This is a genomic window from Nitratifractor sp., from assembly GCF_015487065.1.
In the GTDB taxonomy this organism is placed as follows: Bacteria; Campylobacterota; Campylobacteria; order Campylobacterales; family Sulfurovaceae; genus Nitratifractor.
Map to the genome: position 1 here is coordinate 1 of NZ_WFQN01000137.1, position 25,594 is coordinate 25,594.

Annotated in this window: 25 protein-coding genes; 9 read left to right on the forward strand and 16 right to left on the reverse strand. The window is 52.7% G+C overall.

Annotated elements, in window-relative coordinates:
* Positions 1-1,438 (reverse strand): DUF87 domain-containing protein (locus F8I07_RS07245; RefSeq protein WP_292657716.1); only part of this gene is annotated, 1,438 nt, incomplete at its 3' end.
* Between the two features lie 186 nt (positions 1,439-1,624).
* On the opposite strand from F8I07_RS07245, the gene F8I07_RS07250 reads away from it, so the two are divergent.
* A complete protein-coding gene (locus F8I07_RS07250) occupies positions 1,625-2,038 on the forward strand; it encodes a hypothetical protein (RefSeq protein ID WP_292657719.1) in 414 nt (137 codons plus the stop codon).
* Between the two features lie 4 nt (positions 2,039-2,042).
* Here the strand turns inward: F8I07_RS07250 and F8I07_RS07255 are convergent, their stop codons facing one another.
* From F8I07_RS07255 to F8I07_RS07320, 14 genes are all read right to left on the reverse strand, one after another.
* Entirely contained in the window at positions 2,043-3,233 is a 1,191-nt protein-coding gene (locus tag F8I07_RS07255) for a replication-associated recombination protein A (protein WP_292657721.1), read from the reverse strand.
* Positions 3,234-3,572: 339 nt separating this feature from the next.
* Positions 3,573-3,968, reverse strand: a complete 396-nt coding sequence (locus tag F8I07_RS07260; protein ID WP_292657723.1) for a secondary thiamine-phosphate synthase enzyme YjbQ — start codon at positions 3,966-3,968, stop codon at positions 3,573-3,575.
* Positions 3,955-4,731 (reverse strand): pseudouridine synthase, encoded by a 777-nt coding sequence (locus F8I07_RS07265; RefSeq protein WP_292657725.1) that lies wholly within the window; start codon positions 4,729-4,731, stop codon positions 3,955-3,957. The genes F8I07_RS07260 and F8I07_RS07265 overlap by 14 nt, the downstream gene beginning before the upstream one ends.
* A gap of 30 nt (positions 4,732-4,761) precedes the next feature.
* Positions 4,762-5,757, reverse strand: a complete 996-nt coding sequence (locus tag F8I07_RS07270; RefSeq protein WP_292657727.1) for an SIS domain-containing protein — start codon at positions 5,755-5,757, stop codon at positions 4,762-4,764.
* A 50-nt stretch (positions 5,758-5,807) separates the two neighbouring features.
* Entirely contained in the window at positions 5,808-7,871 is a 2,064-nt protein-coding gene (locus F8I07_RS07275; protein ID WP_292657729.1) for a ribonuclease J, read from the reverse strand.
* Positions 7,825-8,673 carry a 16S rRNA (adenine(1518)-N(6)/adenine(1519)-N(6))-dimethyltransferase RsmA gene (gene rsmA / locus F8I07_RS07280; RefSeq protein WP_292657732.1) on the reverse strand — a complete coding sequence of 283 codons (849 nt, stop codon included), beginning with the start codon at positions 8,671-8,673 and terminating at the stop codon, positions 7,825-7,827. Before rsmA ends, F8I07_RS07275 begins: the two co-directional genes overlap by 47 nt.
* Before the next feature lie 131 nt (positions 8,674-8,804).
* Entirely contained in the window at positions 8,805-9,344 is a 540-nt protein-coding gene (locus tag F8I07_RS07285) for a type II secretion system protein J (protein ID WP_292657735.1), read from the reverse strand.
* On the reverse strand, positions 9,344-10,870 hold the full coding sequence (locus F8I07_RS07290; protein ID WP_292657737.1) for a GspE/PulE family protein: 1,527 nt from the start codon (positions 10,868-10,870) through the stop codon (positions 9,344-9,346). The genes F8I07_RS07285 and F8I07_RS07290 overlap by 1 nt, the downstream gene beginning before the upstream one ends.
* A complete protein-coding gene (gspD, locus tag F8I07_RS07295; protein ID WP_292657740.1) occupies positions 10,867-12,855 on the reverse strand; it encodes a type II secretion system secretin GspD in 1,989 nt (662 codons plus the stop codon). Before gspD ends, F8I07_RS07290 begins: the two co-directional genes overlap by 4 nt.
* 80 nt (positions 12,856-12,935) lie before the next feature.
* Positions 12,936-13,550: a hypothetical protein gene (locus tag F8I07_RS07300; protein WP_292657742.1), complete on the reverse strand. Its 615-nt coding sequence runs from the start codon at positions 13,548-13,550 to the stop codon at positions 12,936-12,938.
* Positions 13,534-14,049 (reverse strand): hypothetical protein, encoded by a 516-nt coding sequence (locus F8I07_RS07305; protein WP_292657743.1) that lies wholly within the window; start codon positions 14,047-14,049, stop codon positions 13,534-13,536. Before F8I07_RS07305 ends, F8I07_RS07300 begins: the two co-directional genes overlap by 17 nt.
* On the reverse strand, positions 14,037-14,432 hold the full coding sequence (locus tag F8I07_RS07310) for a hypothetical protein (RefSeq protein WP_292657746.1): 396 nt from the start codon (positions 14,430-14,432) through the stop codon (positions 14,037-14,039). The genes F8I07_RS07305 and F8I07_RS07310 overlap by 13 nt, the downstream gene beginning before the upstream one ends.
* Positions 14,429-15,370: a hypothetical protein gene (locus F8I07_RS07315; protein ID WP_292657749.1), complete on the reverse strand. Its 942-nt coding sequence runs from the start codon at positions 15,368-15,370 to the stop codon at positions 14,429-14,431. The genes F8I07_RS07310 and F8I07_RS07315 overlap by 4 nt, the downstream gene beginning before the upstream one ends.
* Entirely contained in the window at positions 15,354-16,208 is an 855-nt protein-coding gene (locus F8I07_RS07320; protein WP_292657753.1) for a hypothetical protein, read from the reverse strand. The genes F8I07_RS07315 and F8I07_RS07320 overlap by 17 nt, the downstream gene beginning before the upstream one ends.
* 96 nt (positions 16,209-16,304) lie before the next feature.
* Between F8I07_RS07320 and gspG the strand changes: the two genes are divergently transcribed.
* From gspG to rlmN, 6 genes are all read left to right on the forward strand, one after another.
* The gene (gspG, locus tag F8I07_RS07325) at positions 16,305-16,718 is read left to right on the forward strand and encodes a type II secretion system major pseudopilin GspG (protein ID WP_292657755.1); all 414 of its coding nucleotides are present in this window, start codon (positions 16,305-16,307) and stop codon (positions 16,716-16,718) included.
* Positions 16,706-17,260, forward strand: a complete 555-nt coding sequence (locus F8I07_RS07330; RefSeq protein WP_292657757.1) for a prepilin-type N-terminal cleavage/methylation domain-containing protein — start codon at positions 16,706-16,708, stop codon at positions 17,258-17,260. The genes gspG and F8I07_RS07330 overlap by 13 nt, the downstream gene beginning before the upstream one ends.
* On the forward strand, positions 17,257-17,652 hold the full coding sequence (locus F8I07_RS07335; RefSeq protein ID WP_292657759.1) for a prepilin-type N-terminal cleavage/methylation domain-containing protein: 396 nt from the start codon (positions 17,257-17,259) through the stop codon (positions 17,650-17,652). Before F8I07_RS07330 ends, F8I07_RS07335 begins: the two co-directional genes overlap by 4 nt.
* Before the next feature lie 92 nt (positions 17,653-17,744).
* The gene (gene hisF / locus F8I07_RS07340; protein WP_292657761.1) at positions 17,745-18,509 is read left to right on the forward strand and encodes an imidazole glycerol phosphate synthase subunit HisF; all 765 of its coding nucleotides are present in this window, start codon (positions 17,745-17,747) and stop codon (positions 18,507-18,509) included.
* 2 nt (positions 18,510-18,511) lie between these two features.
* Complete coding sequence (locus F8I07_RS07345; protein ID WP_292657763.1) at positions 18,512-19,045, forward strand: purine-nucleoside phosphorylase; 534 nt, start codon at positions 18,512-18,514, stop codon at positions 19,043-19,045.
* Between the two features lie 36 nt (positions 19,046-19,081).
* Positions 19,082-20,158 carry a 23S rRNA (adenine(2503)-C(2))-methyltransferase RlmN gene (rlmN, locus tag F8I07_RS07350; protein WP_292657765.1) on the forward strand — a complete coding sequence of 359 codons (1,077 nt, stop codon included), beginning with the start codon at positions 19,082-19,084 and terminating at the stop codon, positions 20,156-20,158.
* A gap of 345 nt (positions 20,159-20,503) precedes the next feature.
* Here rlmN and F8I07_RS07355 read toward each other — a convergent pair whose 3' ends face one another.
* Positions 20,504-21,478, reverse strand: coding sequence for an RluA family pseudouridine synthase (locus F8I07_RS07355; RefSeq protein WP_292657768.1), 975 nt, complete (start codon positions 21,476-21,478; stop codon positions 20,504-20,506).
* Positions 21,479-21,601: 123 nt separating this feature from the next.
* Between F8I07_RS07355 and purB the strand changes: the two genes are divergently transcribed.
* Together purB and F8I07_RS07365 are read left to right on the forward strand one after the other, a co-directional pair.
* Complete coding sequence (gene purB, locus F8I07_RS07360; protein ID WP_292657770.1) at positions 21,602-22,939, forward strand: adenylosuccinate lyase; 1,338 nt, start codon at positions 21,602-21,604, stop codon at positions 22,937-22,939.
* A 236-nt stretch (positions 22,940-23,175) separates the two neighbouring features.
* Positions 23,176-25,551, forward strand: a complete 2,376-nt coding sequence (locus F8I07_RS07365) for a ribonucleoside-diphosphate reductase subunit alpha (protein ID WP_292657773.1) — start codon at positions 23,176-23,178, stop codon at positions 25,549-25,551.
* Positions 25,552-25,594: the final 43 nt, after the last annotated feature.

Here is a 25,594-nt window from a genome sequence, read left to right on the forward strand (position 1 = left end):
GGGCAGCGGCGGTATCGGAGGATTCGGCTTGTTTTTTGCCGCCCATGAGCCGCGAGATCTCCTCCTTGGTCAGCGGGCCTTTGAGATAGCTCATGACCCAGCGGGTGACGAAGAGCCGGATCCCCTCCAGGTGGGCGCTTTTGAGGAAGAAAGTCCGTTTGGGGAGATTAGCCAGGGTCCGGGCGATCTCTTCTCGGCTGATCTGCTCGTCAGCCTTGCCCCCCAGCCCGTCGATGACCCGTTCGATATCCTGCCTGGTCTGAAGCCGTCCGATGAACCAGGTGCCGATATTGGAGAGCCCTTTGTAGTCCAGATCGACGGGATTCTGGGTACTGAGAACGATCCCGGTCCCGTAGGCCCGTGCCTGTTTGAGCAGGGTGATCATCGGCTCTTTGGAGGGCGGGTTTTTGACCGGGGGGAAAAAGCCGTAGATCTCATCCATATAGAGAAGGTTACGCAGCCGGGTGGAACCGCTCTGCATCCGCATCCAGGCGATATATTTATTCAGCAGCAAGGTGACGAAAAACATCCGCTCTTCGTCACTGAGGTGGGCGATGGTAAAGATGGAGATCTTCGCCCTCCCCTCCTCGTCGTAGAGCAGCTTCTGGATATCGAGGCTTTCGCCGCTGAGCCAGTTGAGGAAGCCGGGAGAGGCGATGACACTGTTGAAGCGGGTGGCGAAGCGGAAGCGTTCCTTTTCGGGATAGAAGCTCTCCAGCGGCAGCACCCCGATCTTTTTAAAGAGCGGGGTGACGATCTGGCCGATGAGCTTTTCGAGATTGAGATCCTCTCCGCTGCTCCAGGCGTGGCTGATGATCTGGGCCAGGAGGATGTACTCCTTGGACTCCAGAGGATCGGCCTCGATATCCAGCAGGGCCAGGAGCCCGCTGACGGTACTTTTGAGATAGGCGGCGAGATTGTCCCCGTCGGAGAGGATCGCTTCGGGGGGAACCTGCAGCGAGCTCATCAGGTTGATCGGAACCCCGGCCCGGCTCCCCGGGGTGTAGATCGTCTTGGGGACCTGTTGGAAACGGGCGACGCGCTCACTCTCCTGTCCCCAGCTCTCGATCCCCTCTTTCCAGGTTTTGGCGGTCTTGGCGGCATACTCCATCGGGTCGATGCCCTTGGCTTTGGCCTCCTCCTCGACCCAGGGGAGGAAACTCTCGGGACGGAACTGCGGATCGGTCAGGCAGAGATCCCCCATGTCCCCCTTGGGGTCAATGACGATAGAGGGGATGTTGTCGATGGCCGCCTCTTCCAGCAGATCGATCCCCAGCCCGGTCTTGCCGCTGCCGGTCATTCCGATGATAGCGGCGTGGGTAGTGAAGTTTTTGTTTTTGAGCAGTGTCAGCAGCTCGGTGGGCTCCATGCTCGCAGGGTCGACATCTTTTCCGAGGTAGAAGAGCCCTGCTTTTTCGTAGATAGCTTTTTCTCCCATTTCTTCCCCTTTACTTAGCGATCAACATTTTATTTTATCCGGAAAATCAATGTGATTCCTTGACAAAATTTCCGAATTTGTCTTTTCTTTTGTATTCTAACATTTACTTTTCAAAGATTCGGTTCCAGTCTGCTATAATAAGCAAAACCATAAATTCTCTGTTAATAATTAGAGTGAAGGAAAAAAATGTTCAAAGGATTTGTGATCCTGGCAATTGTCGGAGGGCTTTTCGCCTATTTCGTCTTTCATTTTGTGGGGAGTATCGAGAAAAATGACACCGCCTCCTCCTACAGTCAGGAGCAGGACAAGACTGAGGATAATGCTAAATATTATACAAAAGATGCAGCGGGATATACCGTATTGGCTGTTGGAAAGATTCCCTTAGCCAAAGCCAGAGAAGTCTGGAAAGAGAGTACGGTGATGCAGGATGTCTTGGAACTTTTTCCACGGTTCGAGTTGATGAAAGAGAGTATCAAGAGCCATGTGGAGGAGGGACCGTTTCGCCGATATCTCCTCAAAAAACTTGATGATATCGAAACGCAATACCTTGGTGGAAAAATTGATTCCTTCAAAGCCAAAGAGATGTTTCAGAATCTCTAGATATTTAACCCTCTTCTCTGCTTTTGATCTTTTCCAGCCACTCGGCAAGTCTCTTTTCATATCCGATCGATCCGCCGGTGTAGAAGCTGCGAGGCTCCGGTAGATACTCCTGGGCAATCCATCCGCCGTAGCGGTGGGGATAGCGGTAGCTTTTACTGTGGGTCTTGATAGACTCCGGCACCGGCAGCAGATCCCCCTCCCGTATCGCTTTCTGGACCCGATTGATCGCTTCGTAGGCGTGATTGGATTTGGGGGAGGAGGCGAGATAGATCACCAGCTGTGCCAGAGGAATGCGGGCTTCTGGGTAGCCGATATGCTCCACGATGGTGAGGGCAGAGGCCGCCAGATTCAGGGCATGGGGATTGGCATTGCCGATATCCTCGGCGGCCAGGATCGCCAGTCGCCGGGCGAGAAACTCGGGCGGTTCGCCCCCTTCGATGAGCCGCGCCAGCCAGTAGAGCCCCGCATCCACATCGCTGCCCCGGATACTCTTGATCATGGCTGAAGTGAGATCGTAGTGGCTGTCGGCCTCGGCGGAGCCGGCTCGGATCGCCTGAGGGCGCAGAGAGCGCACGGTCTCCAGACTCACTGGACGCTCCACAGCGGCAGCACTCTCCAGGAGCCCCAGCATCGCTCGTAGATCTCCGCTGCTCGAGTGGATGAGGTAGTCAGCCGCTTCCGGTTTGATTTCGATCGCTTCTGTTTCGAGGACCCACTCCAGCCTCTGCCGCATCGCTGTTTCGTCGATCGCCTTGAGCTCGAAGAGATGACTACGGGAACGGATGGCGGCGGTGAGGGCGTAGTAGGGATTCTGGGTGGAGGCCCCGACGATCAGGGCCCGCTGCTCCTCCATATAGGGCAGCAGCACCTCCTGCTGGGTCTTGCTGAGGCGGTGGACCTCATCGATGAAGACCAGCGGCTTCTGCAGAGCGTTGGCGTAGTCCCGGAAGAGCTTGCGCAATTCGTCGATCTTGAGAGTGGTAGCGTTGAACTCGTGAAAGGGGCGTCCCAGTTTGGTCGCCAGGATCCTGGCCAGAGTGGTTTTGCCGCAGCCGGGAGGACCGAAGAGCAGGGAGTGGGGCAGGGCCTCGGCCTCCACCAGCTTTCGAAAGGGCGCGTCAGGGGCGAGCAGATGCTCCTGTCCCACCATTTCGTCGAGTGTTTTGGGGCGATATTTCAGAGCCAGCGATATCATAAACGGTACTCTTTCAGCCCGTCATGCAAATGGCGGAAATTGAGAATTGGATTTGCTGAAAAACCTATGTCGTTCTGGACCTGATCCGGAATTGAGAGGTACCAATATCTATGAAACCGTGGATCCTGAATCAAGTTCAGGATGACGGAAGCGTGTCGCTTCATTTTTTCAGAGAACTCGATTGAGAATGGAACATAGAGGATTTTGGATGAGAGTGCCGAGAAAGATTTTAGCGGTGAGGTAAAGGATAACAGGTTGTGCCTCCAACGCTTAGCACTTAACACATAACACATAGCACCTTTTCCCCAATGACCAATGACTAATGACCAGTGACTAAGTTCACTGAATCACCTGTACGATATATTCCCGATTCTCCCGCGGTCCGTCGAACTCGCAGAAGAAGATCGCCTGCCACTCCCCCAGGTAGAGTTGTCCATCTTTGACGGGGACAACAATGCGGGGGCCGCAGAGGGTCGATTTGATATGGGCAGGGGTATTGTCCCCCTCACTCTCGTAGCTGACATCGGCGGGAGCGATCCGGCTGAGGGAGGAGAGGAAGTCCCGGCGGAGTTTGGGATCGGTCTTTTCGAACAGGACGATGGAAGCGGTGGTGTGGGGAGTGAAGACGGTGCAGAGGCCGTCTCGAATCCCCAGTTTCATTACTTCGTGGGCGACGGCCTCGGTGATGTCAATCATCTCGGTTTTGTAGTTACTGTCGAGTTCAATGCGAGTCATTTTTGCGCTCCTCTTTCAGGTATTGATGCAGGGTATCGTACTCCTGGCGGCTGAAGTAGCGGGTCTTGTTCTCGGGAAGATTGTTGAGTTCGACCCAGCCGAAGGCGACCCGCTTCAGATCCAAAACCTTGGCGCCGAAGTGGCCGAAAAAGCGCCGGAGTTCCCGGTTCTTCCCTTCAGTGATGGTGACCCGCAGTTTGGTATATTTGCCGCTTTGGCCCCGTACGGTCACCTCCTGAAACGGAGCGAACTCCATCCGGGTGATCTCACTGGCTTCATGTCCGCCCTCTCTGGCATCTTCCAGAACCAGTCCCTCCCGCATGGCCCGGAGCATCTCTTCGCTGAGGGGCTTGTCGATCTTGATGTTATAGGCGCGTGGCAGTCGGCTGCGCATCAGCACATCGGCCACCTCCGGGTTGTCGGTCAGCAGCAGCAGCCCTTCGCTGGCATAGTCCAGCCGGCCTACGGGAATGAAGTGACGGAATTTTCCGGGCAGTTTGTGGTAAATGGTGGTCCGTCCCCGGTCGTCCTTTTTGGTTACCAGGATGCCACGGGGTTTGTTGTAGACGACCATCGTCACCTCGCCCCCTTTTCGGGGCTCTACCAGCCGCCCTTTGACGGCCACTTTATCCTCGGGTTGCACCCGGTAGGAGAAATCCTTCATCGGCTGTCGGTTGACCGTGACCCGACCCTCTTCGATGAGCCGGTCGGCTTCCCGTCGGGAGTAGGGGGTGTTGTGGGAGATATATTTGTTCAGGCGCATCAGGCTCTTTTCATTTTGTTATATTTCGCTTCAGCTTCGGTCGGACTTGATCCCGGCACTGACGAGATCGTGGAGATGAATGACCCCCTGAATCCGGTCCGCTTCTCCCAGAACGGGGAGCAGTTGAACCTTGGCCTCTTCGATCATGGCCAGAGCGTCACTGGCCAGCAGGGAGGCATCCCGGATGACTTTCGGATGGGGGGTCGCATAGTCGATGACTGGACGTTCCATCTCAAAGCCCTCTTTCATCAGGGCCCGGCGGAGGTCTCCGTCACTCATAATCGCCTCCAGGCGTCCCTCCCGGGTGACGAGAACGTTGCCGAGCTTCCCCTCACTCATGACGACAATCGCCTCTTTGAGGGGTGTCTGGGCCTCCACAATCGGCAGATTCTCCCGCCGCATCAGATCCTCTACCTTGACGAAGAGGCGGCGTCCGAGGGAACCGCCGGGGTGAAAGGAGGCAAAATCCTCTTTACGGAAATCCCGTTTCTTCATCAGGGCGACAGCCAGAGCATCTCCCATGGCCATCGTTAGGGTGGTACTGGAAGTAGGGGCGGCCCCCAGAGGGCAGGCTTCTCTCGCGACAGAGATATCCAGGACCGTATCGGCATAACGGGACAGAGTGGAGTCAAGGCCGGCGGTCATAGCCAGCAGCGGGATCCCGAAGCGGCGGATATGGGGCAGGATATTGGAGAGCTCCTCACTCTCCCCGCTGTAGCTGATAGCCAGGACGCCGTCCTCGGGGCTGATCATCCCCAGGTCGCCATGCAGGGCTTCGCTGGGGTGCAGGAAGAAGCTGGCGGTACCGGTGCTGGCCAGCGTGGCGGCGATTTTGGCTCCAACCAGTCCCGATTTCCCGATCCCGGTGATGATCAGCTTGCCTCGGAGTCCGTAGATACTCTCGACTGCTTCCGCGAAGCGGTCGTCGATTCTTTTTTCTGCCGCCATGAGAGCCTCGGCTTCGATCCGCAGGGTTTCACGGGCGCTTTCGACAAGGGATTGGGAGCTGGGATTCTTGGGATTCATGGAGATGATTATATCACAGGGGAGGTGTGACACTCCCCGGTCTGACCGGTTCAGACCAGGAAGACCGTGGGGATGATGATGGGATATTTTTTGTAGCGTTTGAGGATATGTTTGCGGACGGCACCGCGGATGTCATCCTCGATCACCTTGGGATTGGCCGATTTTTCGATGGGGGAGCTGATCAGATAGCTCTCCAGCAGCTGCTCGATCTCTTTGGCGAACTGCTTGTCCTCACGGTCGGGAACCAGTCCGTGGGAGGTGACGACGGGTTTATCGACCAGTTTTCCGCTCTGGGTGGAGATCTGGGCGACGATATTGACGATCCCCTCGGTGGAGAGTTTCTGCCGGTCATCCACCACGTCGGCGTAGATCTCTTTGTTGTTTTGGTTGTCGATGTAGCGTTTGCCTGCTTTGACCGTTTTGACTTTTTTGAGATATTTGGGGGTGATCTCCACCTGGTCGCCGTCGCTCATCAGCAGGATATTGCGCTCGTCGACGCCGCAGCTGACAGCGGTGCGGGCGTGGGCGGCGATGTGGTTGTATTCCCCGTGGACCGGGAGGAAGAACTTGGGCTGAACCAGGCGCAGGATCAGCTTCTGCTCCTCCTGGGAGGCGTGTCCGGAGACATGGATGTCGCTGCACTCTTTGTAGCGGACGGTGACGCCGGCCTTGAGGAGCAGGTTCAGCAGCTTGGAGACACTGGCTTCGTTGCCGGGGATGGCGCTGGCGGAGATGATGACGGTGTCGGTGGGTTTGAGTTTGATATGGCGGTGCTCGTCGGTGGCCATCCGGGAGAGGGCGGCCATGGTCTCTCCCTGGCTGCCGGTGGTGACGACGAGAATCTCGCTGTCTTTGTATTTGTTTACTTCGTGGGCTTCGATGAAGTGCTTGTCATCCACGTCGATGTAGCCCAGGCGACGGACCGTCTCGATGTTGCGCTCCATGGAACGGCCGATGACACAGATCTTGCGACCGTGTCTCACGCCCCGCTCGATCGCCTGGAAGATCCGGTGGGCATTGGAGGAGAAGGTGGACATGATCACCCGTCCTTTGGCCATTTCGAAGAGATTGTCGAAGGTTTTGCCCACGACCGCCTCGCTCTTGGTGAAGCCGGGGTTGTGGCTGTTGGTGGAATCGGAGAAGAGGCAGAGTACCCCCTGGGCTCCGTAATGGGCGAAGCGGTGCAGATCGGCGGTATAGCCGTCGATGGGGGTATGGTCGATCTTGAAGTCCGCCGTATGGATCAGCGTCCCGATGGGAGTCTGGATCGCCAGGGAGCAGGCGTCGATGATGGAGTGGGTCATATGCATGAACTCCACCTTGAATTCGCCGATTTCGTAGATCTTTCGCTTGACGATGTAGTTGAAATACTTCTTGTCCGCTTGCAGGCCGTGCTCGTCGAATTTGTTGCCGATCATTGCCAGGGCCAACGGGGTGCCGTAGATGGGAAATTTGAGCTCTTTGAAGAGATAGGGGACGGCTCCGATGTGGTCTTCGTGGGCGTGGGTGATGACGATGGCGCGGATTTTGTCCTTGATGGCGTGCAGATAGCTGAAATCGGGGACCAGAATGTCCACACCGTGCATGGTCTCGTCGGGGAAGCTCATCCCCACATCGATGATGATGGCGTCCTTTTCGGTCTCCAGGACGGCGATGTTGCCGCCAATCTCTCCCAGGCCTCCGAGGGGGGTGAAACGGAGCTTGCCTTTGGCACCGATATCCAGTTGCTTCCAGGGGTTCATCCGCTCCTGCTGGACCCGCTCGTTCTCCAGGATTGCCGCTTTCATATCGGCGGGAACGGTGGTGTCGATTTTGGGACGGCGTCCGCCGCGACCGCGTCCGCCGCCGCTGCGGTTCTGTCCCTGGGAGCGGTTGCTCTGGTTGCGGTTCTTGTTGTTGCTGCTGTTGCCGCCGCGGCGGTTTTCGTTACGGTTTCCACCGTTGTTCTGTTGGCGATTCCCGCTCTGGGAATTACCCTCTTTGCGCTCGCTGCCGCCAGTTTCGGTTGCACCTTCCGCTTTTTTGTTATTGCGGAAGGGGTTGGGGCGGCGACGGTTCCGGTTGTTGTTATTCCGGTTTTGGTTCTCCGTGGATTGATTCTGATTCTTTTCCATGGTCGGGTTCCTTTGTCAATGCTTGATAGATTCGATGATAAAGCGTCGTCCCGACCTGGTGGGGCCGCAGGGTCCGCTGAAGCCCCCACTTTTCAAAAAGGGGCTCGAGGACAGCTTTGGGGTAGAGGGCGGAGAGGTTCTTCATCAGGGTCTTCCTCGGCTGCCGGAATGCGGCTTTGAGAAAGGCTTCGAAGGCCTCGTCGTCCAGGGTGTGCTCCTTGCGGATCTCCAGCACGGCCGAATCGACCTTGGGGGGCGGATTGAAGGCTGCCGGCGGGACCGGGAGGCGGATGGCCGCCTCTCCGGCACTTTGGGCCAGGACCGAGAGGGCCGAGAAGTTCCGATCCCCCTCACGGGCGGCGAACTTCTCGGCGACCTCCTTCTGTACCATTGTGAGTGTGGATCGACAATGGGGGTCCCGCAGCGCTTTCAGGATGATCGTGGTCGCGATGTAGTAGGGCAGGTTGGCCACCAGCCGATAGGGCCGGTCACACAGGCTGCCGCCGCTCCATCGTTCCAGAACATCTCCGCACTCCAGACGGAGTCTGCCGTCGGCGATCTCCCGGGAAAAGGTTTTTCCCAGATAGTCGCACAACCGTTTGTCTACCTCGTACGCCGTCACCCGGCGAACTTGGACGAGCTTTTTGGTTAAATCACCTAAGCCAGGCCCGATCTCCACCACCGGGAGATTATCATCGGGCATCGCTTGGATGATTTGTTCCACAACGCTTTCATCTTCCAGAAAGTTCTGTCCGAATCTTTTGTCGGCGATATCAGAAGCATTGGGCCTATAATTTTTCATTATACTCTTTCGGTACTTAAAATTCAAATACTGGGACTTCGCTACTCCGCAAAAAGGATCGCATACCGACTACTCTCTATATTTTAACATGATCCTTGTGTTCGGCAAAAAACCGCTTTTCCTGTTTGTCATCACTTTTTTGTTTCTTTCTTTTTCTTCCGCTTCGGCGGTGGGGCTTCCACCCCTTGAATGACAAAAGAGTAGGGGGGCTTGTTCTGTGCCTGGAGGACGATGAGAAGATCTCCTTTGTTCCGATAGACATCAAAGAGCTGCATCTCTTTCATGACCTCATCGATTGCGACACGCTCATCCGGTCGGGGAGGCAGTGAAAAAGCGTTTCCCTCTATCCGGAAGAGCGTGTGATGTTCTTTTGCAACGACCCAGCAGACTCTCGGCCAATCCAGGTCATGCAGGGTATTGGCGGTTCTGTTGATACAGAGGCGGTCAAATTCCCCCTTGTGAATACTCAAATTCCCGTCACTGGCGATCAGATCACGGTAAAGCACCAAGACATTGCGGTTTTGATGTTCCGCATTTTTTAAATAGCCGTGAAGGATCTTATTGCTCTGTTGTTGGATATTCAGACTTTGGTAGAGCCCGATCAGAACAAGGGAGATGAGAACGGTAGAGATCAGCATCTCTAGCAGTGTAAAAGCCCTACGGCAGTGCATCACCCGTCCATTAGCCCGACGCGTACCGCCTCTTCGTAGCTGGTCAATCCTTCATAGAGTAACTCGCTGAGTCGGTCGGCGATTGTCTGCATACCGTTTTTTTTCATCTGTTCCCGAATTTTATAGTCTTTGAGCCCCTGGGCAATCATCTTCTTGACGGTATCGTCCACGATAAAAAGCTCTCCGACGGCCTGGCGGCCCTTGTAGCCGGTGAAGTCGCACTCGGGACAACCTACGGCGCGGTAATAGGTGACAGAAGGGTCAAGATGTGCCGTGGCGAGAGTTTTGGCATCCAGCTTTTCCGGTTGTTTGCAATGCGGGCATAATTTCCGGACCAACCTTTGGGCCAAGACCCCCAAGAGTGTCGAAGAGAGGAGATATCCTTCGATTCCCATATCCATCAGGCGTGTCAAGGCGGAGGTGGCATCGTTGGTGTGAAGTGTCGAGAGCATCAAGTGCCCGGTCAAAGAGGCCTGAACGGCGATGCGAGCCGTCTCCTGGTCACGAATCTCTCCCACCATTACCACATCCGGATCCTGACGAAGAATGGAACGCAATCCCTGGGCGAAGGTCAGCCCCACCTTTTCGTTGACCTGAATCTGGTTGATATTGTCGGCGTTGTATTCAACGGGGTCTTCGATGGTGATGATGTTTTTGTCCGGTGAAGCGATATGTTGCAAAAAGGAGTGCAAAGTCGTTGATTTTCCTGAACCTGTGGGGCCGCTGACAAGAATCATTCCATGGGAATGGGCCAGGAGGTGATAGAACGCGGAAGTGATTTTGTCGGTGAATCCCAGCGATGGAAGCGAGGGGATATGTTCGCTCTGCATCAGGATTCGCATTACCACCCGTTCACCGTGATAGGTTGGGAGGATGGAGACCCTGACATCCAGGGTCCTTCCGGAGATACTGATTTGGGTTCGTCCATCCTGCGGCAACCGTTTTTCGGAGATATCCAGATTGGAAATGACTTTGATCCGGTTGATAACGAGGGTGACAATCCTCCGGTCAAGCTCCAGATGCTTTTTGAGGACACCGTCGACACGTAGTCTCACTTCGCCCTTACGTTCATGGGATTCGATATGGATGTCGCTTGCCCCTTTTTTGATCGCCTGAAAAAAGAGAGAGTTGACCAGTTTGATAACGGGGGCCGACGCCTCATCTGAGAGGAGATCCTGCGCATTTTGAATAAATTCCAGCAGATCGGACTCGGCCTCAATCAACTCTTCGGAGGCATTTCCCATCTCTTCATAGGCGTTGCTGGTCTGAAGCTCGAGAAATTTGTTTCGCAGCCGGGTAAAACTCTCCTCGTCCAGGAGATAGACCGGATAGGAAATTCCAAGCCGGGAGAGGTAGTTCAAGCCTTCGGCACGGTAGGCAGGATGGATCACCGCGATGATCTGATCGTGATATATGGCAAAAAGAAGATGATGCTTTATGGCGGTGCGGTGATCGATCTCCTCACTCCAATAGGGTTCCAGATCGACTTGTTCAAGTCGGGGAAGTTCCAGCGTTTCCGGCTTCAAGGTCGCGTCCTCAAAATATCCAGGGCATTGTTGGGTCGCTGGTGAGAGAGGGTATTGTCTTCCGAATGATCGGATACCTTGTCTGGCCGTACAGGCTCCTTGCCCCCTCCGTTTTTATCTTCGATCCGTTCTTTGATAAAACGGGAGTAACGTTCTTGAATCTCTTCCAGATTGGAGAGGAAGGTCCTCAGTTTGGTCAGATCTCGGCTATGTCGGACGATAAAAGGGGTGAGATAGATCACGAGATCAACCTTCCTTTCTGCCTTTCCTTCATCTTGGAAGAGACGACCTATGACCGGAATATCTCCCAAAATAGGAATTTTGTTATTGGCGGCACTGGCGATATTTTTGATCAGCCCGCCGATAATGACGGTTTGCCCGTTTTGGACAATGGCGTTGGTCGTCACCTTTCTTTTGTAAGTGGTGGGTGTAGGGCTGTTGTAGCCGCTGCTGTCATCCACATCTTCGATAATGGCATCGACGGTCAAGGCGACTTTGTTATTGCTTGAAAGTCTCGGTTTCACCTTCAGGGTCAGTCCGATATCTTTTCGTTCATAGTTGTTGCGGGTCAGGTCGTTCTGATTGTCTCCGCTTGCCGAACTGGTCAGAATCGATCGGGTCTCTCCGACAAAGAGCTCGGATTCCTGATTGTTGGTACAAAGAATCGAGGGTTCGCTCAGGACATGGGCGGCTCCATCCTGTTTGTAAAGATTGAGTTGAACCCCCAGGGAAAAGAGGGCTTTGACATTGCTGAAGTTAAAGGGGCTGCTGGAGTTGCCGTCCGAACTTTGCCCGCCGAAGGCGTTGAGAAGATTTTGGGAAACCTGTACCGAAGAGCCCCCGCCGAAATTACCCCCAAGCGAAAAAAGCCCGTGCGGGGTGATAACCCCGCCCTCAAAACCGTACCGGGCACCGATCTCCTGGGCCAATTTATTGTTGATCTCCACCACTCTGGCCCGAATATAAACCTGGGGTTTTTCTACATCGATTCGATGGACCACCTGCATGATGTTTCGATATTGTTCGCCGGTGGCCAGAACGATCAGAGCGTTTCTTTCTACATCGGAGACCACCATGGCTTTTTGGGAAGCGTTCGCTGATCCTTTTCGCCCTTTTTTTATGGAGATATTATTCATCTGGGCAACCAGTTTCCCCAGAATCTTTTCCATATCTTCCACATTGGAGTTTTTCAGAGGTATGACATACATCCGCTGATTGACACTCTCACCTTTTCTGTCAAGCTGTTTGATGTATCGGACCATCTTCATCACATTTTTTTTCTTCCCGACGACGATGATCGAATTGCTGGGTTCATCTTTGTAGATGCCGACCTTTTCTCCGGGGATCGTTTGGGGAAAGAGCTGTTTCGCCATATTGACGGCATTGCCATAGACATCATTGACTCCGGCATGCTTGAGTTTGATCACGACACTCCCCTGGTTGCCCGTATTTTCAATCGCGTTGATCAGTGTTTTGATGGAGCGGAGTGTTTTGGGGTAGGCGGTTACTGCAAGGATATTGTTCTCTTTGAATGAGACGACCTTGGCGTTTCTGTCCAGGAGAGGGCGTATCTTTGCCCGAATCACGGAAGCGTTGCTCCGTTTGAGCGGGAACAGCACGGTTCGCATCGTCTCCCCTTGGACATTTTCACTCACCGGGATTCCTCTGCCGGCGGCTTCGGCGGCGCGGACAACCTCCATGAAGTCTCCATGATCTATCAACGCATATCCTTTGCTGGAAAGGATGGAGTTCGCCAGAGAGAAGAGGGACGACTTTTTGATCGGTCGGTTGGAGATAAAGTTGATTTTGCCCTTTAGATCACTGTTGATGAGGATATTTTTATCTGTGATCTTCCCGATCATCTCTACAAACTTTTTGATCTCCATGTTTTGGATGTTGAGTCTTATTTCATCGTTTTTCGGTACTTCCGACCATAGGGAGATAACGATCAGGGATATTGCTAGAAGTATGACTTTCAGTTTCATTGTTCCGTTTTGCCTCACTCTCTTATTGTCTGCCGTTATGCAGTATCTTTCCGTTTCTGTGTTCGGGATATTCCTTCACGTTATACATGAAAGGCTTCCCAAAGGGGGGGCATTTCACTTGACAAAGAGGCTCCCGACCGGTCGTTGATATTTTCCATCGATGGGAAGCAGGGGACAGGGAATCTATTTCCCGAATCGAGGTGCACTCTCCGAGTGAAGAGGCGTGCATAATGTATCGTGTTGGGGAAGGAAAGGGTCTCCTTCTTCCCCTGTTTCATTTTCAAAATATAATTATGCCCATCTTTTTCGAAAATGACCTTTCCGGATTCTACCTTTTTGAGGAGAAAACCTCCTTGAATCCGGTCGCCCTCCCTCAGGACAAAAGCGTGTCCTCTGAGGCTGACAACGGCCAGATGCACTTTGCTGTCAAGGTAGGTCGCCTCCAGTGTATACCCCTTCAAAGAGGTGATTTTATGGGCTGTCAACTCTTGTTTTCGTTGATGGAGTGACGCATTGGAAGCGATAGACAAATGATAGCGGAGAGCTTTGGCCTGCGTGGAACTCTTCTTCTCAGGTGCGTATGAAGGGAGATAAAATATTTCCAGGCTTACCCAGATCAGTTTGATCAGTATGACGGTTCCGAGTATGAGCAATAAAGAGGGTAACCACTTCGTACGTTCAGTATCTGTCTTCAAAGAACCACCCCTCTTTGTCTTTTTTGAGATGGGGACCCGGAGTACTGAGATATCTCTTCTCTCCTTTTAGGTGAAAAGAGAGCACGCGCTCTTTGAGATTCAGTACGCCCTCGATTTGGGCAGCGGCACCGGTGCCTTTGAAGAGTATCTCAAAAGGATCCCACAATGCATAATACCCCTTGACCTCTCCAAGAATCAGAGGAAGTCGGGAAGCTCCGTATGAGAGTTTGAGCTCTTTGATTCGGAAGTGTGTATAGAAAAGTAATGTCCAAAGTGTCACGTTTTCAAATGAAAATTGATTTTTGTCAGGGAAAATGATGGTTGCTTTTCCTATTTCGATTCCCAGCGGCTTTTCCGAAATCTTTTCAAGCGACACAGTAAATCCTGCCTGGGTAAGTCTGTTTTGGAGATAATAGCAGATCTCTCGTTTGGGAGCGAAAAAGATGATAGCAAGCCAGGTTGTCAACAGGACAATGAGTCCTTTTTTTACCAAAGACATGTGCACTCCATGCTATATCGATCCTTTTGTCGTTCGATAACCAGGGTCTTGAATTGCAAGGGAAGGGAGGCAAGTTTTGACACGAGGCGGTTAAGCTCTCTCCCCGAGAGGTTTTGAAAAGCGATGGCGGCTTTTTTGTGTTTGAAGCGGAACGCTTTGATCTTTTCTTTCGGGAATTCATTTTTCAATCTATCGAGCTTTTTGGGAAGGCCTTTTCCTCTCCAGATCTTTTCGAGTGCCACCGTCTTTTGAATCTGAGCGAGAGCGATTTGCGTCTGTTTCTGCTTCTGTTCCAATTCACGGTGTTGAACGGTTTTAAAGAGAAAAGCTGCCAACGTAATAGCCAATGCCAATCCGAGGAGCAGGAGGTTTCGTTGACTCATTTATCCCAGGCTCCATGCAGAATAATTTCATCTTTGTTACTTTTGGGAGTGAAGCCGATTCTTTGGGAAAGAGCCATTACCTCATTTTTCTTTGCTCCATGGGTCTCGATGGCAACGGTATACCCCTTTTGATCCATCTTCAGCGAGGTCAATTTTGAATCCTTGCTGGTCAAACTCCCTATCTTTTTCAAGGTCTCTCTGAGTTGGCGTTGATGTTTGTCAATATTCGCATATTTATGATAAATATTATCACGGAGGATAGGGTTCTCCAATCGAGGGTAATCTTTTCCCCACCGATGAAGCGAGTTCTCCAGGTTGCGGACCTCTTTTCGGTAGTGCAACCCCTCGACGGTCCAGATAAATCCCAAAATGAATAGAAGCGCGGTCAGCAGCATAAGCTCCTCCGTACTGATCCATTTTCCGCCGGAGGAAAAGGGGAAGGAAAATCCCTTTTCCGGTCGGGAAATATTTTCGATTCCCGGCAAATCATCTATCGCTGATGCGACAGGAAGGAGGGAAGGGGGAAGGATAACAACGGTGCCCTCGATGAGTGTCAAAAGCTCTTCTTCACCGACTCGCAGAGGCCGTTGGAGCTGTGTGGCTATCTGTTGGGCGAAAAAAACACGGTGCACCCGCGTTGTCTCCAGGCCCAAGCTTCCAAGTGCCTTTTCTACCTCCGTGGGGTCGTAAGCTACGAATACCCAATCTTCATCTTCTTTAAAGACTTCAAATTGCCAGTCAGGTTTGGCTCCGAGCTCTTCCAGGATGGAGGGGGCCAGCCGCTTGGCCTCAAAGCCAAATCGGATCGTCAGACGTTTCTTCTGCATCAGATAAAATTGGGGGGACAGCAGAAGGTCAAAGGGCTCTCGTGCCGAGAGAGTGTGTGTCGTCCCTCGGGATAAGAAAAAGAGTTTTTTCTTCTTATCGATAAAAGTCAAAATTTTCCACCCTTTTGTTTAAATAGTCGAAACCAAGATGATATTCCCTCTCCTGATAGCCGAAAATTACATCGCAATGCATCACAGGAGACAAACCCTTTGCAAAGAGCCAGTCATAGCGTTTGTTGGTGTCGGCATACTCATCGAGAAGGGCCTTCAGGTTCCCCTCGGAACGTTCCCTTTTCACTTCGTCGGCGTCCAGACCGTAAAAATAGGCGAGCAACTCCGGAGTAAGAGAGTCTCTTTCCAATTTCATTACATCCCCGATCGGCGTGAAGTTGAAGTAATTTCTCCATCGAATATCTTCCACCTTCGGATCATCCGCCTCGAATCTGTACCGATCAAGTAGCTCTTCAAACCTTCGGAAGCTCAGTGCGTCTCCCCGCTCTTTCAGCCACTTCCCTTCTCCCCGAACTTCATCTGTAAGCAAACTTTCCAGTATCATATCAAAAAGTCGGTTTGGTTCTTTGAGTTCTGATGAATCGATGAGGTTTTCCAAGATCTCTTTGGCCAGACGGTAAAAGGGCGGATGGGTTTTTTTGACCTTGGAACCCAGCCATTCTATGGGGATGGTGCTGAGTAGAGGTCGGCAGTATAATTGAGCCGAATAGCCGGCCTCCTGTGAATTGATAGTCAGAGGGATGGTGTAGAACGTGGAGAGGTTTTTACTGTTTAGATACTTGCTCAGCAGCATTTTGAGATCATTTTTCAGGAGAGATGCCTGCAATAGTGCACTTTGATCCGCCGCTTTTTGGCGTGTATGTTCGATGTAGCCGTAAAGCAGGGCAATCAGTGACCCCATCGCCGCGATGACCGATAGGGTGATCAACAATGTCACCCCCCGTCTCATTCTCAACATCCTCAAAGTGCAATTCCCATAAAATCTCTAATGGTATAATATTATAGACAGTTTTACCTCAAAGGTTGGATAAGTATGAAAAAAGCATTTAGTCTATTGGAACTTTTGGTCGTCATATTGATTCTGGGGATTTTGGCAGCTTTTGTCGCTCCCAACCTTATCGGAGCCGGGGAAAAGGCCAAAAGGGATTTGGTCTGCACCCAAATGAGCAGCGTCGCCCAGGCCCTGAAGATGTTTAAGTTGGATAACGGAAGCTATCCCGATACGGAGGAGGGGCTTCAGGCACTTTTGAAGAATCCCGACCCCGATAAATATCCCAACTACTCCACGCAGCCTTATCTCGAAAAACTTCCCAAGGACTCCTGGCGCAATCCGTTTACCTATATCAAAAAAGATAATACTTTCGATCTTATCAGTTTCGGAGCAGACAGGAAAGAGGGGGGCGAAGGGGAAGCGGCCGATATCTATTACAGCAAATGTCAAAAATAAGGGGCATTCTATCCCGAGAAGGCGTTCGTAGAGCCTTTACGCTGTTGGAACTCCTGATCGTTATTCTTCTCCTCTCCATTTTTACGCTGTTGATTACTTTGTCCCTTTCCAAATCCGGTAAGCGTGGAGAAAAGGGAGAACAGATAACCCCTGCGAGGCTCAAAAAAATTGCGCCGGGCTCTTTTTACCCCTGGGCAGAGTTGGTCTGCATCGATGAATGCCGGCAATGTTTTTTCCATACTCCGCAGGGGACCATGAATGCCGCACCTTATACTTTGCCGCCGCTGAAAGCTTATTCGCTCAATGGCTACCTGGAACCTGTCCGGCTTGAGTTCGGCCGCTATCAGGATCAGCCCGTCTGCCTGCGTTTCCGATACTTTCCCAATGGAAGCAACGATCAGATGATCCTGCAAAAAGGGGAGATGTTTTATTTCGTTCCCTCTTTCTTTGGTAAAGTCGAAAACTTCAACAGCCTGGAGGAGGCACGCGACTACTGGTTGCGAAACCGGGATCGCCTCCGGGACATAGGGGATATTTTTTGAAGATACGCCAGCGAAAAGCCTTTACTCTCATCGAAATCCTTATTTCTGTCATGTTGATCTCTCTTGTAATCCTCGGCCTGCTAAAGATTAGAGAACAAAATATAACGATGGCTCAATATATCGCTTCCCGCATGCGGACAGAGTTGAGCAATTCACTCTTTTTGACGCAGGATGCGTTGCGTTACTCGGGAGAAGATAAAGATGCCTATGAACTTTTGCAACAGCACTTCGGTATCCAAAAATCGCAAACCCGTGAAATTTTGAAATCGCAGCATAGGAGAATTATCGTCAGTTCTCCTCTCATCCTCTCGCAACTTCCGGTCCCTCTACGACTCATCACCATTACGCTTCGGGGAGCGTTCTCTTCCAAATATTTTAGAGTTTTCTTTTGAACCCTCTTATTCTGAAAAAAGAGGTGATGTTTTGAATGGGGGAGTATCGATCTTCGATATAATCTTATGAAACTCATAGGGAGAAAGAAGGTATGGAAACCTTTGCAAAACGTATAATTCCCTGCCTCGATGTCAATGCCGGCCGGGTCGTGAAGGGGGTGAACTTCGTCAACCTTCGGGATGCGGGAGATCCTGTCGAGGTGGCTCGACGCTACAACGAAGAGGGGGCGGATGAGCTCACCTTTCTCGATATCACGGCAACCCACGAGGAGCGGGGAACGATGGTTGAGGTGGTCCGGCAGGTAGCCAAAGAGGTCTTTATTCCCCTGACCGTCGGCGGGGGGATCCGGGAACTGGAGGATATCTACCGGCTGCTGGATGCAGGGTGTGACAAGGTCAGCGTCAACTCCGCCGCCATCAAGCGCCCCGCTTTCATCGAAGAGGGGGCCAAACGTTTCGGTTCCCAGTGCATTGTCGTGGCTATCGACGCCAAACGGGTAGGAGAGGGCCGTTGGCACATCTTTACCCACGGTGGGCGGCAGGATACGGGTATCGATGCCGTCGAGTGGGCCCGGGAAGCTTACAACCGGGGAGCGGGAGAGCTGCTGGTGACCTCCATGGATGCCGACGGGACCAAAGCGGGTTTCGACAACGAGCTCAACCGCCGTATCGGCGAAGTGGCACCCCTTCCCATCATCGCCAGCGGCGGTGCCGGGACGATGCGGCATATCGAGGAGGCATTTACTATCGGCAAAGCCGATGCCGCATTGGCCGCGAGTATCTTCCATTTCCGGGAGATCGATATCATGGACCTGAAGCGCTATCTCAAATCCCGTAATATTCCGGTGAGGCTGTAGTGATGTTTCTCTGTGCCGGAAACAGTGAACAGTTTGAATTTGCGCTGCCGATCGGAGTAGGGATGGTAGAGGCGGCGATCAATCTGACCCGTCTGGCGACGATGGAGGCTCCCGAGTTTCTCCTCTTTGTTGGGACGGCGGGAAGTTATGGAAATCATGGAATCTTCGATATTGTCGAATCCAAAACGGCCGCCAATGTGGAGCAGGGACTACTGCTGGGCAGTGCCTATACCCCCATCAACAATGTGGTTTCTGCCGCCGAGGATGTTTCACGTGAAACAATCGTCAACTCGTCCAACTACATCACGACCGATCCGGAAATGGCCAAACGTTTCCTTTCCCGTCGCCTGGAGCTGGAGAATATGGAATTCTTTTCGGTCTTGGCGGTGGCCAAGACTTTCGGCATCCCGGCCGGAGGTGTTTTCTGTGTCACCAACTACTGTGACGAAAAGGCTCACGAGGATTTTCTGAAGAATCAGACAGAGGCGATGACCCGACTCGAAGAGTATCTCAAAGAGAAAGGTCTTTTGAAGTGAGCCCGACGGTTCAAAAAAAGAAATAGGCAAAAGGCAATGAAAAAGATTATCCATGATTACACAAAAGAGGAACTCTCCAAAGAGGTCCAGCCTTCTTTCCGCGCCAAACAGATCTATAACTGGATCTATCACAAACACGTCGACCGTTTCGAGGAGATGGCCAACCTGCCCAAATCACTCCGTCAGGAACTGGAAGAGAAGTATGAGTTTCATCCTCTGGAGATGGTTTCAAAGCAGGAGAGTCGGGACGGCAGCATCAAATACCTTTTTCGCCTCCATGACGGGCATACGGTCGAGGCAGTGCTTTTGCTGATGAAGGAAGCCGAGTATCATGAAGACGGCACCCTCAAACACCATCGCCGCTATACCGTCTGTATCTCTTCCCAGGTCGGTTGCAAAGTGGGGTGTGCTTTCTGTCTGACGGCCAAAGGGGGATTCATTCGGAACCTAAGTGCCGGGGAGATCGTGGATCAGGTCCTAGAGATCTACAAGGATCAGGCGATCCCTTCCAATCATCGTGTCAACCTGGTCTATATGGGAATGGGAGAGCCGCTGGACAACCTTGACAACGTGGCCAAGGCGGTAAAGATTTTTTCCGATATGGACGGGATGAGCATCTCCCCCAACCGCCAGACCATCTCGACCTCGGGGTTGAGCATCAAAATTGAAAGACTCGGCAAAATGGATCTGGGGATCAACCTGGCGATCAGTCTTCATGCGGTAGACGATGAGCTTCGTCAACAGCTCATGCCGATCAACAAGGCCTATAACATTGCCTCGATCATGGAGGCGGTACGCAATTTCCCTGTCAACCAGCGCAAAAAGGTCCTCTTCGAATATCTTGTCATCAAAGATGTCAACGACGATATCGCAGCGGCGAAAAAACTGGTCAAACTGCTCAACGGTATCAAGGCCAAAGTCAACCTGATCTACTTCAACCCCTATCCGGGTACCGATTTCCAGCGTCCCGAACCGGAGGACATGCGCCGTTTCCAGGAATATCTCCTGGGCAAAGGGGTTCTTTGTACGATCCGGGAATCCAAAGGCCTGGATATCTCTGCCGCCTGCGGGCAATTGCGTGAACAGAAACTCAGTGAAGGAGTGGGAAGATGACACCGGTAGATTTGGCGCTCTATATTATTATCGGCGGTGTGGTAGTCGTGGGAGTCATTGGGTTTATTATTGTGATTCGGAGTGATAAATAAAGTAGTCATTGGTTATTGGTTACTGGTAAGTGCCTTAGGCACCTTTTTGCCCGTCTGAATGTTGCAGTAGAATCCGCGTGGGATAAGCCAGTATTACTCCGGTGGATATTATCCCAACATTGGAGGCAGGGCTTTAGCCCTGCATTGCCGTAATAAGTTCTGCCTTCCTGGTACAAAAAACCACGCCGAGTTAATAAATGCAAGTTTTTTGCCCAATTCCCAATGACCAATGGCCAGTGACAAATGACCATTTCTATGACAAGACCTCTTCAGGCTTTTCAGTCTCTATCTTCCATCCGTTCGTCAAATTGAATTCTCTCTTACCGGGTGGGGCAATCGCTGTTTTTTCCTGAGAAAAGTCGTTGCGGCTAAAGAGTTTCCAGTGTTGTTTGTAATTGAACTCTACCGAATAGGCGTGGAGCATCAACCGGTCGGCTCCGGTGTGGCGTTGCCGTTCTTCAGGGCTGAGGCGCTCCTCCAGATAGGCTTCAGCTGTTTCGTAGCTTGTGCCATAGATGGGATCGCCCAGGATAGGATGTTTCACGTGAAACAAATGGATGCGGATCTGGTGGGTGCGGCCGGTATGGGGAATGCACTCCAGGAGGGTGGCATCGAGCCTCTCGTCGTACTGTAGCGGCATGAATGAAGTGTAGGCCCGTTTCCCCTGATCGTGGATGAAGACTTTATGTTTTGTGGGGCCGTAGTCGTCGTTGAGGAGGATCGGGGCGTCGACGCTGAAGGCTTTTTCGACTCTGCCCTGGACCCAGGCCCGATAGCTCTTTTGGATCGCTTTGCGTTCGAAAGCGCCCTTGAGGAAACGTTCGGCCTCTTTGTGGCGGCTGGCCAGGAGCAGGCCGGAGGTCTCTTTGTCGATTCGGTGGACGGCGTTGGCGTGCTGCCCGCCGAAATGGCGGACCTCGTCAAGCATGGAGTAGGGGGTTGTCATTTTTTTGGGATGGACCAGAATGCCGCTTGGCTTGTCGAAAAGATAGAAATCAGGCGTGCTCAGGATCGGAGCGTTACCTCGGCTTTGGGGTTCGAAATAGACCACCTCCACTTCGCCGGAGATCCGGGCCGATTTGTCCGGCAGGGTCTCTCCGTGACAGAGCAGACGTCCCCGGTCGATGATCCGCTGGGCCTCCCCCTGGGTGATTCCGAAGGTGCGCATCAGCCAGACGAAGGCGAGCTGTTCTTCTTCCAGGAAAAAGGTGCGTTGAACAAAGGGCAATCAGGACTCCTTCACGGGGATTTGAGTAGAATATTAGCCAATTTTATTTTGTTATTGGTGTATTGGTTATTGGTCTATTGGGCTGGATGTTTCCTGTGAAGATACACCGTGAAAGGGTAGGAAGTGGTAGAACGATATGCACGCAAAGAGATGAAAGAGAAGTGGACGCAGCACGCCCGCTATGCCGCCTGGCTGGAGGTGGAGAAGGCGGTAGTCAAAGCCTGGAACAAACTGGGACTGATCCCCGACGAAGATGCCAGGAAGATCGTCGAGAACGCTACCTTCTCCGTCGAACGTATCGACGAGATCGAGGCGGAGACCCGGCACGATCTCATCGCCTTTACTACCAGTGTCGCCGAGAGCCTGGGGGAGGAGAGTCGCTGGTTCCACTACGGGATGACCAGTTCCGATACGGTCGATACCGCCGTGGCGCTCCAGATGCGAGATTCTCTCGAACTCATCATCGAGGATGTGAAGATGGTGATGGAATCGGTCAAAAAGCGGGCCATGGAGCACAAATATACCCTGATGGTGGGGCGCAGCCACGGAATTCACGGTGAGCCCATTACCTTCGGTCTCGTCCTGGCGGTCTGGTACGACGAACTGCGACGGCACCTGGAGAACCTGGAGCAGACCATGGAGGTGATTGCCGTAGGACAGATCAGCGGTGCCATGGGCAACTTTGCCCACGCTCCCCTGGAGCTGGAGGAGATCGCCTGTGAAGAGCTGGGGCTCAAACCGGCACCGGTGAGCAACCAGGTGATCCAGCGGGACCGTTATGCCCGGCTGGCTTCGGCCCTGGCCTTGTTGGCCAGCTCCATCGAAAAGTTCGCCGTTCAGGTACGTCACTGGCAGCGGACCGAGGTCTATGAAGCCGAGGAGTATTTCGCCAAGGGGCAGAAGGGCTCTTCGGCCATGCCCCACAAACGTAACCCGATCCTCACAGAGAACATCACCGGCCTGGCCCGGATCATCCGGGCCTATGTCATTCCGGCCATGGAGAATGTCGCCCTCTGGCACGAGCGGGATATCTCCCACAGCTCTACCGAACGCTTCTGGCTCCCCGACAGTTTCGTTACTTCGGACTTCATGCTTCACCGCTTCAACAATGTCATCGCCAACCTCACGGTGATGCCCGAGAATATGCTCAAAAACCTCAACCGCACCGGCGGGCTGGTCTTCAGCCAGCGGATTCTGCTGGAGCTGCCCAAAGCGGGCGTGAGCCGTGAGCAGGCCTACAAGATTGTCCAGCGCAACGCCATGAAGGTCTGGGAGGCACTCCAGCAGGGCAAGCCTCCCGTCAATGAGAGGGGAGAGAGCCTCTTCCTGCAGTACCTTCTGGCCGATGAGGAACTGCGCAGCAAATTGAGTGAAGAACAGATCCGGGAGGCCTTTGACTACAGCTACTACACCAAAAATGTCGATCGTATTTTTGAAAGGGTTTTTGGAAAAGAAGACTGAAAAACCCATCTCATGGGCCCTCTGGAGAGCCCATAGATTTCATTATAAAATGTTATAAAACTTCTGCCTTTCCCCCCTCCATTTTTAACATGACCATCAGTTGTTTTTGAGTAAAATCCACCTACCTGTTTTGCACAAAAAGCTGCACGGTTTTACCTGATTTTCCAAGAGTTAAGACCGGATTTCCAATTAAGCACTTACTGAATGCAAAAGAGACTTCCCCCTCAGGAGCGAGAATGATCAGAGTCGTCAAACGTAACGGAAGAGTCGAACCCCTGGATGTCTCCAAAATCCAGAAATATACCTCCGCCGCCGTCGAAGGCCTTGATGGTGTGAGCCAGAGCGAGTTGGAGGTCGATGCCAAGCTTCAGTTTCAGGATATGATCAAGACGGAGGATATCCAGCTTACCCTCATCAAAACGGCGGTGGACAAGATCGACATCGATCAACCCAATTGGACTTTTGTCGCCGCCCGTCTCTTTCTTTACGATCTCTATCACAAGGTCTCGGGTTTCACCGGCTATATCCATCTGCGGGACTATTTCGAGAGGGGTGAGAAGGAGGGGCGGATTCTTCTGGGGCTTAAAGAGAAGTATGATCTGGATGATCTGAATGACTACATCAAGCCCGAGAGGGATCTGCAGTTTACCTATCTGGGAATTCGTACCCTCTACGACCGCTATCTCATCAAGGACCGCAACGGCCAGCCTATCGAGTTGCCCCAGCATCTCTTTATGGCGGTGGCGATGTTCCTGGCCCAGAACGAGTTTGACTGTCAGACCTGGGCGAAGAAGTTCTACGATATTCTCAGCAAGTTCGAGGTGATGGCGGCCACGCCCACCCTCTCCAACGCCCGGACTACCCGCCATCAGCTCAGCTCCTGCTATATCGGTTCCACCCCCGACAATATCGAAGGGATCTTCGACGGGTACAAAGAGATGGCGCTGCTCTCCAAGTTCGGCGGCGGGATCGGCTGGGACTGGACCCAGGTGCGGGGGATGGGTTCCTATATCGACGGGCACAAACACGCTGCCGGCGGGATCGTCCCCTTCCTCAAGATCGCCAACGACGTGGCCATCGCCGTCGATCAGCTCGGCACCCGCAAGGGAGCGATCGCCGTCTATATCGAGCCCTGGCATATCGACGTACGCGATTTCCTGGATCTCAAGAAAAATTCCGGCGAAGAGCGCCGTCGTGCCCACGATCTCTTCCCCGCTCTCTGGATCAACGATCTTTTTATGAAACGTGTGGCGGAAGATGCGACCTGGACACTTTTTGATCCTTATGAGGTCAAGGAGTTGACAGAACTTTACGGTGAAGAGTTCGAGAAACGCTATGAGGAACTGGAGCAGGACGAGAGTCTGACCCGAGAAGTGATCTCGGCCAAACAGCTCTGGAAAGAGGTGCTGCGCAGCTATTTCGAGACCGGCAACCCCTTCCTCTGCTTCAAAGATGCCGCCAACCGGGCCAATCCCAACCGTCATGCCGGGATTATCCGCAGTTCCAATCTCTGTACCGAAATCTTCCAGAACACGTCGCCCAACCACTACCGGATGAAGATCATCTTCGAGGATCAGACGGTGAGCTATTTCGAGGAGGAGGAAGAGGTAACGGTTGACAACGGTGTCACCAAACCCGCCAAAAAGATCACCGCCCTGGATACTCTAGGAGGCAAAAAGATCTGGATGGTGGAGAAGGAGGCCGTGGACGGTGAAACCGCCGTCTGCAACCTGGCCTCTGTCAACCTCTCCAAGATCAATACCCCCGAGGATATCGCCCGGGTCGTTCCGACGGCGATCCGGATGCTTGACAATGTCATCGACCTCAATTTCTATCCCCTCGCCAAGGTCAAAAAGACCAACCAGAAGAGCCGTTCCATCGGTCTGGGGGTCATGGGAGAGGCCCAGATGCTGGCCGAATCGGGAATCGAGTGGGGAAGTAACGAACATTTCCACAAGATCGACGAAGTGATGGAATCGATCAGCTACTATGCTATCAAAGCCTCCAGTGATCTGGCGCTGGAGAAGGGGACCTATCCCAATTTTGAGGGCTCCGACTGGTCCAAGGGGATCTTCCCCATCGACAAAGCCAATCCCGAGGCATGTAAACTGGTTGACAGGGGAGGGCTCTTCGGCTATACCCACGACTGGATGGCGTTGAAAGAGAAGGTCAAAAAAGACGGTATGCGCAACGGTTATCTGATGGCGATCGCCCCCACCAGTTCCATCTCCATTCTCACGGGAACCACCCAGGCGATCGAGCCGGTTTACAAACGCAAATGGTTCGAAGAGAATCTTTCCGGGATGATTCCCGTTGTCGTTCCCAATCTCAATCCGGATACCTGGGCTTATTATACGCCGAGTTATGAGCTGGATCAGCGTCTATTGATCCGAGCCGGAGCGATTCGCCAAAAGTGGATCGATCAGGGGCAGAGCCTCAATATCTTCATCAGCCTCGACAAGGCCAGCGGCCGCTATCTCAACGAGATCTATATGGAAGCCTGGAAATTCGGTCTGAAATCCACCTACTACCTGCGAAGCCAGTCTCCGGAAGCGGTTGCAGCAGAAGAAGGGGTCGAAGATCGCAGTATGGAGTGTGTCGGTTGTCAGTAATTGACAGGCAAATCATCTGAATAAGAGGGGAAGCTCTACCGAA

What these genes read in the sequence shown, in the direction of transcription:
- F8I07_RS07345 (WP_292657763.1), top strand. Translation starts at nt 18,512, where the DNA reads ATGTTTCTCTGTGCCGGAAACAGTGAACAGTTTGAATTTGCGCTGCCG.
- F8I07_RS07285 (WP_292657735.1), bottom strand. Translation starts at nt 9,344, where the DNA reads ATGCACTGCCGTAGGGCTTTTACACTGCTAGAGATGCTGATCTCTACC.
- rlmN (WP_292657765.1), top strand. Translation starts at nt 19,082, where the DNA reads ATGAAAAAGATTATCCATGATTACACAAAAGAGGAACTCTCCAAAGAG.
- F8I07_RS07330 (WP_292657757.1), top strand. Translation starts at nt 16,706, where the DNA reads ATGTCAAAAATAAGGGGCATTCTATCCCGAGAAGGCGTTCGTAGAGCC.
- F8I07_RS07255 (WP_292657721.1), bottom strand. Translation starts at nt 3,233, where the DNA reads ATGATATCGCTGGCTCTGAAATATCGCCCCAAAACACTCGACGAAATG.
- F8I07_RS07305 (WP_292657743.1), bottom strand. Translation starts at nt 14,049, where the DNA reads ATGTCTTTGGTAAAAAAAGGACTCATTGTCCTGTTGACAACCTGGCTT.
- F8I07_RS07260 (WP_292657723.1), bottom strand. Translation starts at nt 3,968, where the DNA reads ATGACTCGCATTGAACTCGACAGTAACTACAAAACCGAGATGATTGAC.
- hisF (WP_292657761.1), top strand. Translation starts at nt 17,745, where the DNA reads ATGGAAACCTTTGCAAAACGTATAATTCCCTGCCTCGATGTCAATGCC.
- F8I07_RS07265 (WP_292657725.1), bottom strand. Translation starts at nt 4,731, where the DNA reads ATGCGCCTGAACAAATATATCTCCCACAACACCCCCTACTCCCGACGG.
- gspG (WP_292657755.1), top strand. Translation starts at nt 16,305, where the DNA reads ATGAAAAAAGCATTTAGTCTATTGGAACTTTTGGTCGTCATATTGATT.
- F8I07_RS07365 (WP_292657773.1), top strand. Translation starts at nt 23,176, where the DNA reads ATGATCAGAGTCGTCAAACGTAACGGAAGAGTCGAACCCCTGGATGTC.
- gspD (WP_292657740.1), bottom strand. Translation starts at nt 12,855, where the DNA reads ATGAAACTGAAAGTCATACTTCTAGCAATATCCCTGATCGTTATCTCC.
- rsmA (WP_292657732.1), bottom strand. Translation starts at nt 8,673, where the DNA reads ATGAAAAATTATAGGCCCAATGCTTCTGATATCGCCGACAAAAGATTC.
- F8I07_RS07310 (WP_292657746.1), bottom strand. Translation starts at nt 14,432, where the DNA reads ATGAGTCAACGAAACCTCCTGCTCCTCGGATTGGCATTGGCTATTACG.
- F8I07_RS07275 (WP_292657729.1), bottom strand. Translation starts at nt 7,871, where the DNA reads ATGGAAAAGAATCAGAATCAATCCACGGAGAACCAAAACCGGAATAAC.
- F8I07_RS07250 (WP_292657719.1), top strand. Translation starts at nt 1,625, where the DNA reads ATGTTCAAAGGATTTGTGATCCTGGCAATTGTCGGAGGGCTTTTCGCC.
- F8I07_RS07270 (WP_292657727.1), bottom strand. Translation starts at nt 5,757, where the DNA reads ATGAATCCCAAGAATCCCAGCTCCCAATCCCTTGTCGAAAGCGCCCGT.